The following is a 12,614-nucleotide window of genomic DNA, read 5'->3' as shown; positions in this document are numbered from 1 at the left end:
GGATGGGACAAGGCAATGGGTTACGAGAACCAGGAAGTTTTTGACGGGGTCGGGGAGATCGAACGCGGCCCGAGCTGGGCGCGCGACAACTGGCCGCTGAGCGATACCGATGATCTGACCGGGGCGCTGGACCCCACGCAGATGCAGGTCGCCGTGAAGGCCGCCGCCAAGTCCGCGGGCAAGGCCGTGTCGGATACCGACGCCGTTGCCGCCGCCGACGACGCCATCCGCGCGCAGATGCTGATCCGCACCTATCGCGTGCGCGGCCATCTGGCCGCCAATCTCGATCCGCTGGGCCTGGCCAAGCGTGACCTGCCGGCCGATCTCACCCCGGAATATCATGGCCTGACCGACCTCAACAAAAAGGTCTATCTGGGCGGCACGCTGGGCCTGCAATATGCGACCGTCGCGGAGATCGTGGCGATCCTGCGCGCCAATTATTGCGGCAATGTCGGCCTGGAATATATGCACATCGCCGACGTGGAGGAACGCCGCTTCCTTCAGGACCGGCTGGAAGGCAAGGACAAGGAAATCCACTTCACGCCCGAGGGCAAGAAGGCGATCCTGGCCAAGGTCATCCAGGGCGAGCAATATGAGAAGTTCCTGGGCCGCAAATATGTCGGTACCAAGCGTTTCGGCCTGGATGGCGGCGAATCCATGATCCCCGCGCTCGAAGCCGTCATCAAATATGGCGGCTCCTCGGGCGTGCGCGAGATCGTGTTCGGCATGGCCCATCGCGGCCGCCTGAACGTGCTGGCCAATGTGATGGCCAAGGGCTTCCGCGTCATCTTCCACGAATTTTCGGGCGGCACCGCCAATCCCGAGGATGTCGGCGGCTCGGGCGACGTGAAGTATCATCTCGGCACCTCGACCGACCGCGAGTTCGACGGTATCAAGGTCCATATGTCGTTGGTTCCCAACCCGTCGCACCTCGAAACCGTCGATCCGGTGGTGCTGGGCAAGGTCCGCGCACAACAGACCTTCCGCGACGACCTAGCCAAGCATGAGCAGGTCCTGCCTGTGCTGATTCACGGCGACGCCGCCTTCGCCGGTCAGGGCATCGTCTGGGAATGCCTCGGCTTCTCGGGCGTTTCCGGCTACAATACCGGCGGCTGCGTCCACTTCATCATCAACAACCAGATCGGCTTCACCACCAGCCCGCAATTCTCGCGCGGCTCGCCCTATCCGTCCGACGTGGCGAAGGGCGTGCAGGCGCCGATCCTGCACGTCAATGGCGACGATCCCGAAGCCGTGACCTTCGCGTGCAAGCTGGCGATGGAATATCGCCAGACCTTCCATCGCGACATCGTGATCGACATGTGGTGCTACCGCCGCTTCGGCCACAATGAAGGCGATGAGCCGGGCTTCACCCAGCCGCTGATGTACAAGGAAATCCGCCAGCATCCGCCGGTCAGCGACGTCTATGCGGCGCGCCTGAAGGCGGAGGGGCTGGTCGACGACGCCTTCGTCTCGCAGGCCACCGACGAGTTCGTCGCGCATCTGGAGGAAGAGTTCGAGGCGGCCAAGAGCTACAAGTCCAACAAGGCCGACTGGTTCGCCGGTCGCTGGTCGGGCCTGCACAAGCCCGCTGACGCCGAAACCGCGCGGCAGAATGTGGAATCGGCGATCAGCAGCAAGCTGTTCGACAGCCTGGGCAAGACGCTGACGACCGTTCCCGACGGCCTCAACGTCCACAAGACGCTGAAGCGCGTGCTGGACGCCAAGGCCGAGATGTTCAAGAGCGGCGAGAATTTCGACTGGGCGACCGGCGAGGCTTTGGCGTTCGGATCGCTGCTGTCGGAAGGCTATGGCGTCCGCCTGTCGGGTCAGGATTCGGGGCGCGGCACCTTCAGCCAGCGTCATGCGGTCTGGACCGATCAGGACAGCGAGAAGAAATATATCCCGCTTTCGACCGTGCCGCATGGCCGGTTCGAGGTGCTGGACAGCCCGCTGTCGGAATATGGCGTGCTGGGCTTCGAATATGGCTATGCGCTGGCCGACCCGAAGAGCCTGGTGCTCTGGGAGGCCCAGTTCGGCGACTTCGCGAACGGCGCGCAGATCATCTTCGACCAGTATATCGCCTCGTCGGAAACCAAGTGGCTGCGTTCCAACGGCCTGGTCTGCCTGCTGCCGCACGGCTATGAAGGGCAGGGGCCGGAGCATAGTTCGGCGCGTCTGGAGCGCTATCTCCAGCTCTGCGCGGAAGGCAATATCCAGGTCGCGAACATCACGACCCCGGCCAATTACTTCCACGCCCTGCGTCGCCAGATGCTGCGGCCCTTCCGCAAGCCGCTGATCATCATGGCGCCCAAGTCGCTGCTGCGCCACAAGCTGGCGGTCAGCAAGGCTGAGGACTTTCTGGGCGAGACGCACTTCAAGCGCATCCTGTCGGACCCCAACGGGGCGGCCGACAAGGATACCAGGCGTCTGATCCTGTGTTCCGGCAAGGTCTTCTACGACCTGATGGAAGCCCGCGACGCCGCCGGGGACAAGAATGTGCAGATCGTTCGCATCGAACAAATCTACCCGTTCGCCACCGAGGCGCTGGCCACGCGCATCGAGCGCATGACCAATTTGGAGGAGGTCGTCTGGTGTCAGGAAGAACCGCGCAACAACGGCGCCTGGTTCTTCGTCGAGCCTTATATCGAGGAAGCGCTGGCCAAGGCGGGCAAGGCGCCGATGCGCGCCCGCTATGCCGGTCGCAAGCCGTCCGCTTCGCCCGCTACGGGCCTGGCCAAGCGCCATGTCGCCGAGCAGGGCGCCCTCGTCGCCGATGCGCTGGGTCACAGCGTTCGTGAAGAAATCCGCCGCCAGAAGAAAGGCTGAGACAGCTTATGGCCACCGAAGTCAAAGTCCCCACGCTGGGCGAATCCGTTACCGAAGCAACCGTGGGCCAGTGGCTCAAGAAGCCGGGTGAAGCGGTCAAGGCCGACGAGCCGATCGTCAGCCTGGAAACCGACAAGGTCGCGGTCGATGTGCCCGCCCCGGTCGCCGGCACGCTGGGCGACATCGTTGCCAAGGAAGGCGACACGGTCGAGGTCGGCGCGCTGCTGGCCTATGTGAACGAAGGCGCGTCCGCTGGTGCATCGCCGGCGCCCGCCGCTGCCGCCGCTCCGGCCGCCAAGGCAGAAGCCGCGGCGCCTGCCCCGGCCGCGTCGGCGCCCGCCGCTGCGGACGACGAAGATGGCGGCAATCTGACCCTGTCGCCGGCGGTGCGCCGCCTGGTGCTGGAACATGGCCTGGACCCGAGCAAGATCAAGGGCACCGGCAAGGATGGCCGCCTGACCAAGGACGACGTCATGGCCGCTGTCGCCGACGGCACGGCCAAGGCTGCGGCCGGCGCTGCCGCCGCTGCCCCGGCTGCCGACGCACCCGCCGGTGCATCGGTTTCTGGCCCGAGCCGCAAGCAGGAGCGGGTCAAGATGACCCGCCTGCGCCAGACGGTCGCCAAGCGGCTGAAGGAAGCGCAGAACAACGCCGCGCTGCTGACGACCTACAATGATGTCGACATGACCAACGTCATCGAGGCGCGCGCCAAATATAAGGATCTGTTCGAGAAGAAGCATGGCGTCCGTCTGGGCTTCATGGGCTTCTTCACCAAGGCCGTCTGCATGGCGCTGCGTGACATTCCGGGCGTCAACGCGCAGATCGAAGGCGACGAGATCGTCTATAACGACTTCGCCGACATCTCGGTCGCCGTTTCGGCCCCCAACGGTCTGGTCGTGCCGGTCATCCGCAACGCGGAATCGCTGAGCGTTGCCGATATCGAAAAGACGATCGGCAGCTTCGGCAAGAAGGCCAAGGAAGGCACGCTCACCATGGAGGATATGAAGGGCGGCACCTTCACCATCTCCAATGGCGGCGTGTTCGGTTCGCTGCTGTCCAGCCCGATCATCAACCCGCCCCAGTCGGCGGTGCTGGGCCTGCACCGCATCGAGGACCGCCCGGTCGTCCGCAATGGCGAGATCGTGATCCGTCCGATGATGTATCTGGCGCTCAGCTATGACCATCGCCTGATCGACGGCCGCGAGGCAGTCACCTTCCTCGTCGCGGTCAAGAATGCGATCGAGGATCCGACCCGCCTGCTGATCGACCTGTAACACTTGCAATCTAACGTTACCCCGGCGGCGAAAGCCGGGGTGCCCCTTGTTCTTTCTGAAGAAAAGGGAGATGCCAGCCTTCGCTGGCATGACGGAAAGAGGAAAAATCTCATGTCCGATTTCGATTATGACGTTCTGGTGATCGGCGCCGGCCCCGGTGGTTATGTCGCCGCGATCCGCGCGGCGCAGCTGGGCCTCAAGACCGCCTGCGCCGAAAGCCGCGAGACGCTGGGCGGCACCTGCCTGAACGTCGGCTGCATTCCGTCCAAGGCGCTGCTGCACGCCTCCGAACTTTATGATGAGGCCGCCAATGGTGCGCTCGCCAAGCTGGGCGTCAAGATCGACAAGATGAGCCTGGACCTGCCCACCATGCAGGGCCAGCGCGTCGACGCGGTCAAGGGGCTGACCGGCGGCATCGAGTTCCTGTTCAAGAAGAACAAGGTGACATGGCTCAAGGGGCTGGCCAGCTTCACCGGCGCGAACACCGTCGAAGTGAATGGCGAGAAGGTGACGGCGAAGAATATCGTCATCGCCACCGGTTCCTCGGTCACGCCGCTGCCCGGCGTCGCGGTCGACAATGCGGGCGGCAAGATCGTCGATTCGACCGGTGCGCTGGAACTGGACAAGGTGCCGGATCATCTGGTCGTCGTCGGCGGCGGCGTGATCGGCCTGGAACTGGGTTCGGTCTGGAAGCGCCTGGGCGCCAAGGTGACGGTGGTCGAATATCTCGACCAGATCCTGCCCGGCATGGACGGCGAAGTCCGCAAGGAAGCCAACAAGATCTTCAAGAAGCAAGGCTTCGACTATAAGCTCGGCACCAAGGTGACGGGCGCGGAAGTCGGTAAGAAGGGCGTGACCCTGACCGTCGAACCCGCCGCCGGTGGCGATGCGGAGAAGATCGAGGCGGATGTCGTCCTGGTGTCGATCGGCCGTCGTCCCAACACCGAGGGTCTTGGCCTCGACAAGATCGGGCTGGAACTGAACCAGCGTGGCCAGATCGAGACCGATCATGACTTCGCGACCAAGATTCCGGGCGTCTGGGCGATCGGCGACGTCATCCCCGGCCCGATGCTGGCGCACAAGGCCGAGGATGAGGGCATCGCCGTCGCAGAAAATATCGCGGGCCTGACCGGCATCGTGAACCATGACGTGATCCCGTCGGTGGTCTACACCAAGCCGGAAATCGCGGGCGTGGGCCTCACCGAGGAAGCCGCCAAGGAACGCGGCGCGGTCAAGGTCGGCAAGTTCCCGATGCTGGCCAACAGCCGCGCCAAGACCAATCATGAGCCGGACGGTTTCGTGAAGATCATCGCCGACGCCGAAACCGACAAGGTGCTGGGCGTGTGGATCATCGCGACCGTCGCCGGCACGATGATCGCGCAGGCGGCGCAGGCGATGGAATTCGGCGCGTCCAGCGAGGACATCGCCTATACCTGCCACGCGCACCCGACCCACAGCGAGGCGATCAAGGAAGCGGCTATGGCCGTGACCGGCAAGCCGATCCATATGTGATCGGCCGGCTGATCGACGTTTCGAAGGGAAGGCCTCCGGTTTCGGGGGCCTTTTCTTTTGGGCGCATAGGGATCGCGCGGGCGGGCCGCTCGTTCGGCTGGAGCAGGCAGGAGAAGAGCGACCATGATCCATCATGTTTCCGTAGGCACCAACGACGTGGCGCGCGCGCGGACCTTCTATGACGCGGTATTGCCCATATTGGGGCTGACGCTGATGAAGGCGTCCGACACATCGGCCGATTATGGCAGCGGGCATCTGATGTTCAGCGCGGAAACGCCGCTGGACGGCAAGCCGGCGACGGCAGGCAATGGCAGCCATGTCGCTTTCGGCGCGGAGGATCGGGCCATGGTCGACCGCTTCTATGCGGCGGCATTGACGCATGGCGGGCGCAGCGACGGCGAACCGGGGATCAGAGGCCAATATGACGCCCATTATTATGGCGCCTTCGTCCATGATCCCGACGGCAACAAGATTGAGGCGATGACCTATTCGGCCAAATAATCCGCCGTCTAAAAATCCGGCGGCCTTTTTTCCCGGAACGCCGCCACGCCCTCCGCGAAGTCGGGCAGGGTGAAGGCGTCGCGGAACAGCGCCAGCGTGGTCGCGTCGTCGTCCGCCTGCCCGTCGAGGATGCGGCGGATGATCGCCTTGGACGATCGCACGCTATGCTGGGCATTGGCCGCGATCGTGCGGGCGAGCGCGTCGGCGGCGGCGAGCGGATCGGCGGCGATCTCGTCGATCAGGCCGATGTTCAGCGCCTCCTGCGCGTCATGGAGCGCGCCGGTGAAGAGGATGCGCCGGGCGCGGGCCGGGCCGACCAGATCGACCAGTAATTTCGTGTCGAACAGCGAATAGACGATGCCGAGCTTCGCGGGCGTGATGCCGAGGCGTGCGGCGGGCGACGCGATGCGCAGGTCGCAGGCGATCGCCAGGCCGCATCCGCCCCCGACGCAATCGCCGTCGATCGCGGCGATCACCGGCTTTTCGGCATGGGCCAGCGCATATTGGCTGGCGCGGATCGCGGCTTGGTTGGCGACGCGCCAGTCTTCATCGCCCGAGCAGGCGGCAAATTCGTTGATGTCGGCGCCGGCGCAGAAGAGGTCGGGCGTGGCCGAAGCCAGGATCAGCACCCGGATGGCGGCGTCCGCCATCGCTGCGTCGACCAGATGGGGCAGTTGCTCCCACATAGCCTGGGTCATGGCGTTGCGGCGATCCGGCCGGTCGATCAGCAGCCGCGCGACCGGGCCGTCCGTTTCCAGCCCTAAAGTCATGACAGACTCCTCATGCCGGCCAGCGTTCCAGCAGCGGCACCAGTTCGTCGAAATGATGGATGACGGCGTCCGCCTCCAGATTTTCGACCGGACCATCGAGGAAGCCGAAGCTGACCGCGACATTGGCGATGCCCGCATTGCGCGCGCCGGCTATGTCGTTGATGGTGTCGCCGACGAAGATGGTGCGGCCGCCGCCCGCGCGCTCGATCATCGCGTGGATCGGCGCGGGATCGGGCTTGGACACGCCCACCGTGTCGCCGCCGATGATGCTGGCGAAGCGGTCCGACAGGCCGATCTGGCGCATCAGGGGCATGGTGAAGCGCTCCGCCTTGTTGGTGCAGATGGCGAGCTTCACGCCGCGCGCGGCAAGCTGATCCATCGCCGCGATCAGGCCGGGATAGGGGACGGAGTGGATGGCGAGATTCTGCTCATAATAATCGAGCAGGATCGGCAGCAGATGCGCCAGCGTCGCTTCGTCGAACCCGCCCGAGGCGTCGAGCGCGCGCTGGAGCATCACCATCGCGCCCTTGCCGACGAAGGGGTGGATGGCGGCGACCGGAAAGGGCGGGCGGCCGATCGTGCCGATCGCATAGTTGACCGCCGCGGCCAGATCGCCGCTGGTGTCGATCAAGGTGCCGTCCAGATCGAAGCCGACGATGTCGAACGGAATGGGGCCTGAGGGGATCGGGTTCAAATTTCTCGCTGCCATGCCGCGCCATGCCGCGCCCGTGGTGGCCATGGCAAGTCAAACATGGCAGAGGGTGTGTCTATTCATCGCTCATTGCCAAGGACCTGTCGAAAGTGACCGCTCCCAACCCGACGTCTCGGCCGCTCGCCGTCATCATCCTCGCCGCCGGGCAGGGGACCAGGATGAAATCCACGCTGCACAAGGTTCTGCACCCGATCGCCGGTCGGCCGATGCTGCTGCACCTGCTGGCGAGCGTTTCCGAACTCGCGCCCGAGCGGCAGGTGGTGGTGGTCGGCGCCGGCCGCGAGCAGGTGGAGAAGGCCGTGGCCGGCACCGGCGCGGTGATCGCGGTGCAGGCGCAGCAGTTGGGCACCGGTCATGCCGTCGCGCAGGCGCATGATGCGCTGGCTGGCTTCGCTGGCGACGTGCTGATCCTTTATGGCGATGTGCCGCTGGTGGGCGTGGCTACGATGCGGGCGATGCTGGATCGTCTCAACCGGGGCGATGAACCGCGCGCGGTGGTGCTGGGCTTCCGCCCCGATGACGCCGCCGCCTATGGCCGCATCGTCGCCGACGGGCAGGGCATCATCGAGAAGATGGTGGAATATAAGGATGCGAGTGAGGCCGAGCGCGCGGTGACGCTCTGCAACAGCGGGCTGATGGCGGTGCGCTCGACCGACCTGTTCGTGCTGCTCGACCAGATCGGCAATGAGAATGCCGCCGGCGAATATTATCTGCCCGACATCGTCATGCTGCCCGACGGCCAGAGCGCGGTGATCGAGACCGAGGCGTGGGAAGTGGCGGGGGTCAACAGCCGGATCGAGCTGGCGGGCGTGGAAGCCATGTGGCAGGCGCGCCGCCGGATCGAGGCGATGCGCGAGGGCGTGACCCTGGTCGCGCCGGACACGGTCTTCTTCGCCCATGACACGCTGCTGGGCCGCGACGTGGTGGTGGAACCGAATGTGGTGTTCGGCCCCGGCGTCACGGTGGCCGACAATGTGACGATCCATGCCTTCTCCCATCTGGAAGGCGCGCGCGTCGAAAGCGGTGCGGAGATCGGCCCCTATGCGCGGCTGCGTCCGGGCGCGGACATCGGTCCCAAGGCCAAGGTCGGCAATTTCGTCGAGATCAAGAAGGCGACCCTGGGCGAAGGGGCCAAGGCCAACCATCTGTCCTATATCGGCGACGCCAGTGTCGGGGCGGGGGCCAATATTGGCGCGGGCACGATCACCTGCAATTATGACGGCTTCTTCAAATATAGGACGGAAATCGGCGCGGGCGCCTTCATCGGCTCCAACAGCGCGCTGGTCGCGCCGGCCACGATCGGCGACGGCGCGATCGTCGCGGCGGGCAGCGTGGTGACGCGCCCGGTCGAGGCGGATTCGCTCTGCCTGGTGCGGCCCGAGCAGGTCGGCAAGGTCGGCTGGGCGGCTTCCTTCCGCGAGCGGATGAAGGCGAAAAAGGCCGCCAAATGATGGCCATCTCAGCGTTCGTGGGGAAGCAATGGTCCAGGGGCGGCCACTCCACCCCGCCATCGCGCACCGGGAAAGGCGCGCGCGCCGGGAGGCTCTGGCGCAAATTTCTGTGGGGCCTGCTTGTCCTGCTTCTGCTGGTCGGCGGGCTGCTGGCCTGGCTGCTGCTCAACGCCCGCGCCATGCCGGTGGTGCGCGAGGCGGAGGTGATGCTGCCATTCCCCGTCGATACGCCGCATGAGCCGCTGACAGTCGCGCTGCTGACCGACACCCATCTGTCCGGACCGGACAACAGCCCGGAGCGGATGCGGCGGATCGTGGCCCAGATCAACGGGCTGAAACCCGACCTCATCCTGCTGGGCGGCGACTATATCGGCGATGACAAGGGCGGGGCGATCTATGATGCGGAGCAGAGCATCGCGCCCTTTGCGGGGCTGCGCGCGCCGCTGGGTGTGGTGGCTGTGCTGGGCAATCATGACAGCCGCAGCGGGAAGAATCCGCGCGCGCTCAGCGGGCCGGACTGGCAGGCGGCCTTCGATCGGATCGGCATCACCCTGTTGCAGGATGGCGCGGTGCGGCGCGGCCCGCTGGCGATCGGCGGACTCAAGGATATTTACACGCGCATGACCGATATCCCCGACACGCTGGCGGACATGCGCCGGCTCGGCGGCGCGCCGGTGATCCTGTCGCACGGGCCGGATGTCTTCCCGAAGCTGCCCGACGATGCGTCGCTGACGCTGGTGGGGCACACCCATTGCGGGCAGATCGCCTTTCCTTTTTGGGGCATCGTCTATGTGCCGTCCCGATATGGCACCCGCTATGCCTGCGGCCTCTATCGCGACGGCGGCAAGACGATGATCGTGGCGGCGGGCGTCGGCACCAGCGGCCTGCCCTTCCGCATGTTGGCGCCGCCGGACATCTGGTTCATTACAATCCGTCCACAATAGCCTGCGCGATTGACTTGATATCATGATATGATATCAGATTGTCATGACCCGCATTTTGGCCGATCTGCCTGACGAGGACGTCAAATGGCTCGACCAGCTTGCCCGCGAGCAGGGCAAGTCGCGGGCGGCTGTCCTGCGAGAGGCTGTGGCTGCGTATCGGGCCGACACGCCCGAGGATAGCCTTGAAGCGGGCTTTGGCCTGTGGGCGCGGCATGGCATTGCCATCGACCCGCTCGGTCATGACCGGCAGCGGCGGGCGGAATGGACCAGGCCCTGGGACGATGATTATGAGGAGGTGCGCGCCGAAGCGCCGGACTGTTTCACGCCCGACGATGACAGGGAGCGCGCCCATTATCTGGCCCTGGCGAAGAAGGCCGCGGCGAAGCCCAAAAAGAACGGCGCATGAGCGGCTATAGCCTGGACGCCAACATATTGATCGACTCGCTGCTCGACTATGCGCCGGCGCGTCGCGAAATGACGCGCATCGCGGAAAGCGGCGCGCGGATGTGGATCAGCCGGCTGGCCTGGATCGAGGTTCTGTCCAAGGGCAACGACGCGACGGTGCGGGAAGCGCTCGTCTTTCTCGGGCGTTTCGGTATCGACGAGATGGATGAGGAAATTTCCCTTCGCGCCGCCGCGTTGCGGCGTCAACGGCCCCGGCTCAAATCACCCGACGCCATCATTTTGGCGACCGCCCAGATTCGCGGCCGCATCTTGGTGACACGAAATACCAAGGATTTTCCGGCAGAAATGCCGGGCATCCGTGTTCCCTATCAAATCTGAAAGGCTCCCCAGAGCATGTGCGGTATCATCGGAATCATCGGCAAGGACGACGTGGCCGACCGGCTGGTCGACGGCCTCAAGCGCCTCGAATATCGCGGCTATGACAGCGCGGGCGTCGCCACCGTCCATGACGGCGCGATCGATCGCCGCCGGGCGGAGGGCAAGCTCGCCAATCTGGTGAAGGAACTGGGCGCCGCGCCGCTGCCGGGCACCACCGGCATCGCTCATACCCGCTGGGCCACCCATGGAGCGCCGACGACCAGCAATGCCCATCCGCACGCGACCGGCGAAGTCGCGCTGGTCCACAATGGCATCATCGAGAATTTCAAGCCGCTGCGCGAGGAACTGATCGCGCGCGGCCGCAGTTTCGACAGCCAGACCGATACTGAGGTCGTCGCTCATCTGGTGAGCGAACTGGTGGAGCAGGGCGCGTCGCCCAAGGACGCTGTGCGTCAGGTGCTGCCCCGCCTGCACGGCGCCTTCGCGCTCGCCATCGCCTTTCGCAGCCATCCCGATATGCTGATCGGCGCGCGGCTCGGGTCGCCGCTGGTGGTCGGCTATGGCGACGGGGAGACCTATCTTGGGTCCGACGCGCTGGCGCTGGCGCCGCTGACCCAGCGCATCGCCTATCTGGACGAGGGCGACTGGGTCGTCATCACGAAGGACGGCGCGGAGATTTTCGACAGGGACAACCATCCGGTCGAGCGGCCGGTGACGATTAGCGGCGTGTCGGGCGCGATGATCGACAAGGGCAATCATCGCCACTTCATGCAGAAGGAGATTTACGAGCAGCCGGTCGTCGTCGCCCAGACGCTGCGCTCTTATCTGCGCCGCATGGAAAATCAGATCGCCATGCCCGACATGGATTTCGATCTGGGCCAGGTGAAGCGCATCACCATCGTCGCCTGCGGCACCAGCTATTATGCCGGGCTGGTCGCCAAATATTGGTTCGAGAAATTCGCCCGCGTCCCCGTCGACATCGATGTGGCGAGCGAGTTCCGCTATCGCGAGCCGGTGCTGGAGCAGGGCGGCCTCGCCCTCTTCATCAGCCAGTCGGGCGAGACGGCCGACACGCTGGCCGCGCTGCGCCATGCCAAGGCGGAGGGGCAGATCATCGCCGTGGTCGTGAACGTCCCCACCAGTTCCATGGCGCGCGAGGCGGATCTGCTGCTCCCCACCCATGCCGGGCCGGAGATCGGCGTCGCATCGACCAAGGCCTTCACCTGCCAGCTCGCCGTGCTGGCGGCGCTGGCCGCCAATCTGGCGCGGGCCAAGGGCAAGCTGACCCCGCAGGAAGAGTCGGAAATCGTCTGGCACCTGTCCGAGGCGCCCGCCGCATTGAACGAGGCGCTGGGCCGCGACGGCCAGATCGAGGCGATGGCGCACCTGATCGCGCCGGCGCGCGATGTGCTCTATCTGGGGCGCGGGCCGGATTATCCGATGGCGCTGGAAGGGGCGCTGAAGCTCAAGGAAATCAGCTATATCCACGCCGAGGGCTATGCCGCAGGCGAAATGAAGCATGGCCCGATCGCCCTCATCGACGACGCCGTGCCGGTGATCGTGATCGCGCCTAGCAGCCCGTTGTTCGAAAAGACGGTGAGCAATATGCAGGAGGTGCAGGCGCGCGGTGGCAAGGTGGTGCTGATTTCCGACGCGGAGGGCATTGCCCTGGCCGGCGAGGGCTGCATGGCGACGATCGAGATGCCGCAGGTCCATCCGCTGATCGCGCCGCTTGTCTATGCCGTGCCGGTGCAGCTGCTCGCCTATCATGTCGCGGTGGCCAAGGGCACCGATGTCGACCAGCCGCGCAACCTCGCCAAGTCGGTGACGGTGGAGTGAGC

General features: G+C 65.3%; 11 protein-coding genes. 9 read left to right on the top strand and 2 right to left on the bottom strand.

Annotated elements, in window-relative coordinates:
- The first annotated feature begins 15 nt into the window (after positions 1-15).
- The 4 genes from AC58EF_RS03335 to AC58EF_RS03320 all read left to right on the top strand — a co-directional run bounded on the left by AC58EF_RS03335 (position 16) and on the right by AC58EF_RS03320 (position 6,113).
- On the top strand, positions 16-2,826 hold the full coding sequence (locus AC58EF_RS03335; RefSeq protein WP_497274484.1) for a 2-oxoglutarate dehydrogenase E1 component: 2,811 nt from the start codon (positions 16-18) through the stop codon (positions 2,824-2,826).
- Between the two features lie 8 nt (positions 2,827-2,834).
- The gene (gene odhB, locus AC58EF_RS03330; protein WP_497274483.1) at positions 2,835-4,100 is read left to right on the top strand and encodes a 2-oxoglutarate dehydrogenase complex dihydrolipoyllysine-residue succinyltransferase; all 1,266 of its coding nucleotides are present in this window, start codon (positions 2,835-2,837) and stop codon (positions 4,098-4,100) included.
- A 111-nt stretch (positions 4,101-4,211) separates the two neighbouring features.
- Positions 4,212-5,612, top strand: coding sequence for a dihydrolipoyl dehydrogenase (lpdA, locus tag AC58EF_RS03325; RefSeq protein ID WP_497274481.1), 1,401 nt, complete (start codon positions 4,212-4,214; stop codon positions 5,610-5,612).
- Positions 5,613-5,735: 123 nt separating this feature from the next.
- Positions 5,736-6,113 (top strand): VOC family protein, encoded by a 378-nt coding sequence (locus tag AC58EF_RS03320; RefSeq protein WP_497274479.1) that lies wholly within the window; start codon positions 5,736-5,738, stop codon positions 6,111-6,113.
- Positions 6,114-6,121: 8 nt separating this feature from the next.
- On the opposite strand, the gene AC58EF_RS03315 is transcribed toward AC58EF_RS03320, so the two are convergent.
- Both AC58EF_RS03315 and AC58EF_RS03310 read right to left on the bottom strand, forming a co-directional pair.
- Positions 6,122-6,883, bottom strand: coding sequence for an enoyl-CoA hydratase/isomerase family protein (locus AC58EF_RS03315; RefSeq protein ID WP_497274477.1), 762 nt, complete (start codon positions 6,881-6,883; stop codon positions 6,122-6,124).
- A gap of 10 nt (positions 6,884-6,893) precedes the next feature.
- Positions 6,894-7,592 carry an HAD family hydrolase gene (locus AC58EF_RS03310; protein WP_497274968.1) on the bottom strand — a complete coding sequence of 233 codons (699 nt, stop codon included), beginning with the start codon at positions 7,590-7,592 and terminating at the stop codon, positions 6,894-6,896.
- A gap of 161 nt (positions 7,593-7,753) precedes the next feature.
- Here AC58EF_RS03310 and glmU point away from each other — a divergent pair, with 161 nt between their 5' ends.
- The 5 genes from glmU (at position 7,754) to glmS (ending at position 12,612) form a co-directional block, all read left to right on the top strand.
- Complete coding sequence (gene glmU, locus AC58EF_RS03305) at positions 7,754-9,046, top strand: bifunctional UDP-N-acetylglucosamine diphosphorylase/glucosamine-1-phosphate N-acetyltransferase GlmU (protein WP_497274966.1); 1,293 nt, start codon at positions 7,754-7,756, stop codon at positions 9,044-9,046.
- 107 nt (positions 9,047-9,153) lie between these two features.
- On the top strand, positions 9,154-9,990 hold the full coding sequence (locus AC58EF_RS03300; protein ID WP_497274964.1) for a metallophosphoesterase: 837 nt from the start codon (positions 9,154-9,156) through the stop codon (positions 9,988-9,990).
- 43 nt (positions 9,991-10,033) lie between these two features.
- Positions 10,034-10,396 (top strand): ribbon-helix-helix domain-containing protein, encoded by a 363-nt coding sequence (locus AC58EF_RS03295; RefSeq protein WP_497274475.1) that lies wholly within the window; start codon positions 10,034-10,036, stop codon positions 10,394-10,396.
- Positions 10,393-10,773, top strand: a complete 381-nt coding sequence (locus tag AC58EF_RS03290) for a PIN domain-containing protein (protein ID WP_497274473.1) — start codon at positions 10,393-10,395, stop codon at positions 10,771-10,773. The genes AC58EF_RS03295 and AC58EF_RS03290 overlap by 4 nt, the downstream gene beginning before the upstream one ends.
- A gap of 15 nt (positions 10,774-10,788) precedes the next feature.
- Positions 10,789-12,612 carry a glutamine--fructose-6-phosphate transaminase (isomerizing) gene (gene glmS, locus AC58EF_RS03285; protein ID WP_497274472.1) on the top strand — a complete coding sequence of 608 codons (1,824 nt, stop codon included), beginning with the start codon at positions 10,789-10,791 and terminating at the stop codon, positions 12,610-12,612.
- Positions 12,613-12,614: the final 2 nt, after the last annotated feature.

This window comes from Sphingobium sp. WR1 (assembly GCF_059693745.1).
Note: the sequence above shows the minus strand (reverse complement) of the source record. Positions and strands in the feature narration are given on the sequence as shown.

What these genes read in the sequence shown, in the direction of transcription:
- glmU (WP_497274966.1), top strand. Translation starts at nt 7,754, where the DNA reads ATGAAATCCACGCTGCACAAGGTTCTGCACCCGATCGCCGGTCGGCCG.
- glmS (WP_497274472.1), top strand. Translation starts at nt 10,789, where the DNA reads ATGTGCGGTATCATCGGAATCATCGGCAAGGACGACGTGGCCGACCGG.
- AC58EF_RS03310 (WP_497274968.1), bottom strand. Translation starts at nt 7,592, where the DNA reads ATGGCAGCGAGAAATTTGAACCCGATCCCCTCAGGCCCCATTCCGTTC.
- AC58EF_RS03290 (WP_497274473.1), top strand. Translation starts at nt 10,393, where the DNA reads ATGAGCGGCTATAGCCTGGACGCCAACATATTGATCGACTCGCTGCTC.
- AC58EF_RS03320 (WP_497274479.1), top strand. Translation starts at nt 5,736, where the DNA reads ATGATCCATCATGTTTCCGTAGGCACCAACGACGTGGCGCGCGCGCGG.
- AC58EF_RS03335 (WP_497274484.1), top strand. Translation starts at nt 16, where the DNA reads ATGGGTTACGAGAACCAGGAAGTTTTTGACGGGGTCGGGGAGATCGAA.
- AC58EF_RS03295 (WP_497274475.1), top strand. Translation starts at nt 10,034, where the DNA reads ATGACCCGCATTTTGGCCGATCTGCCTGACGAGGACGTCAAATGGCTC.
- AC58EF_RS03315 (WP_497274477.1), bottom strand. Translation starts at nt 6,883, where the DNA reads ATGACTTTAGGGCTGGAAACGGACGGCCCGGTCGCGCGGCTGCTGATC.
- lpdA (WP_497274481.1), top strand. Translation starts at nt 4,212, where the DNA reads ATGTCCGATTTCGATTATGACGTTCTGGTGATCGGCGCCGGCCCCGGT.
- odhB (WP_497274483.1), top strand. Translation starts at nt 2,835, where the DNA reads ATGGCCACCGAAGTCAAAGTCCCCACGCTGGGCGAATCCGTTACCGAA.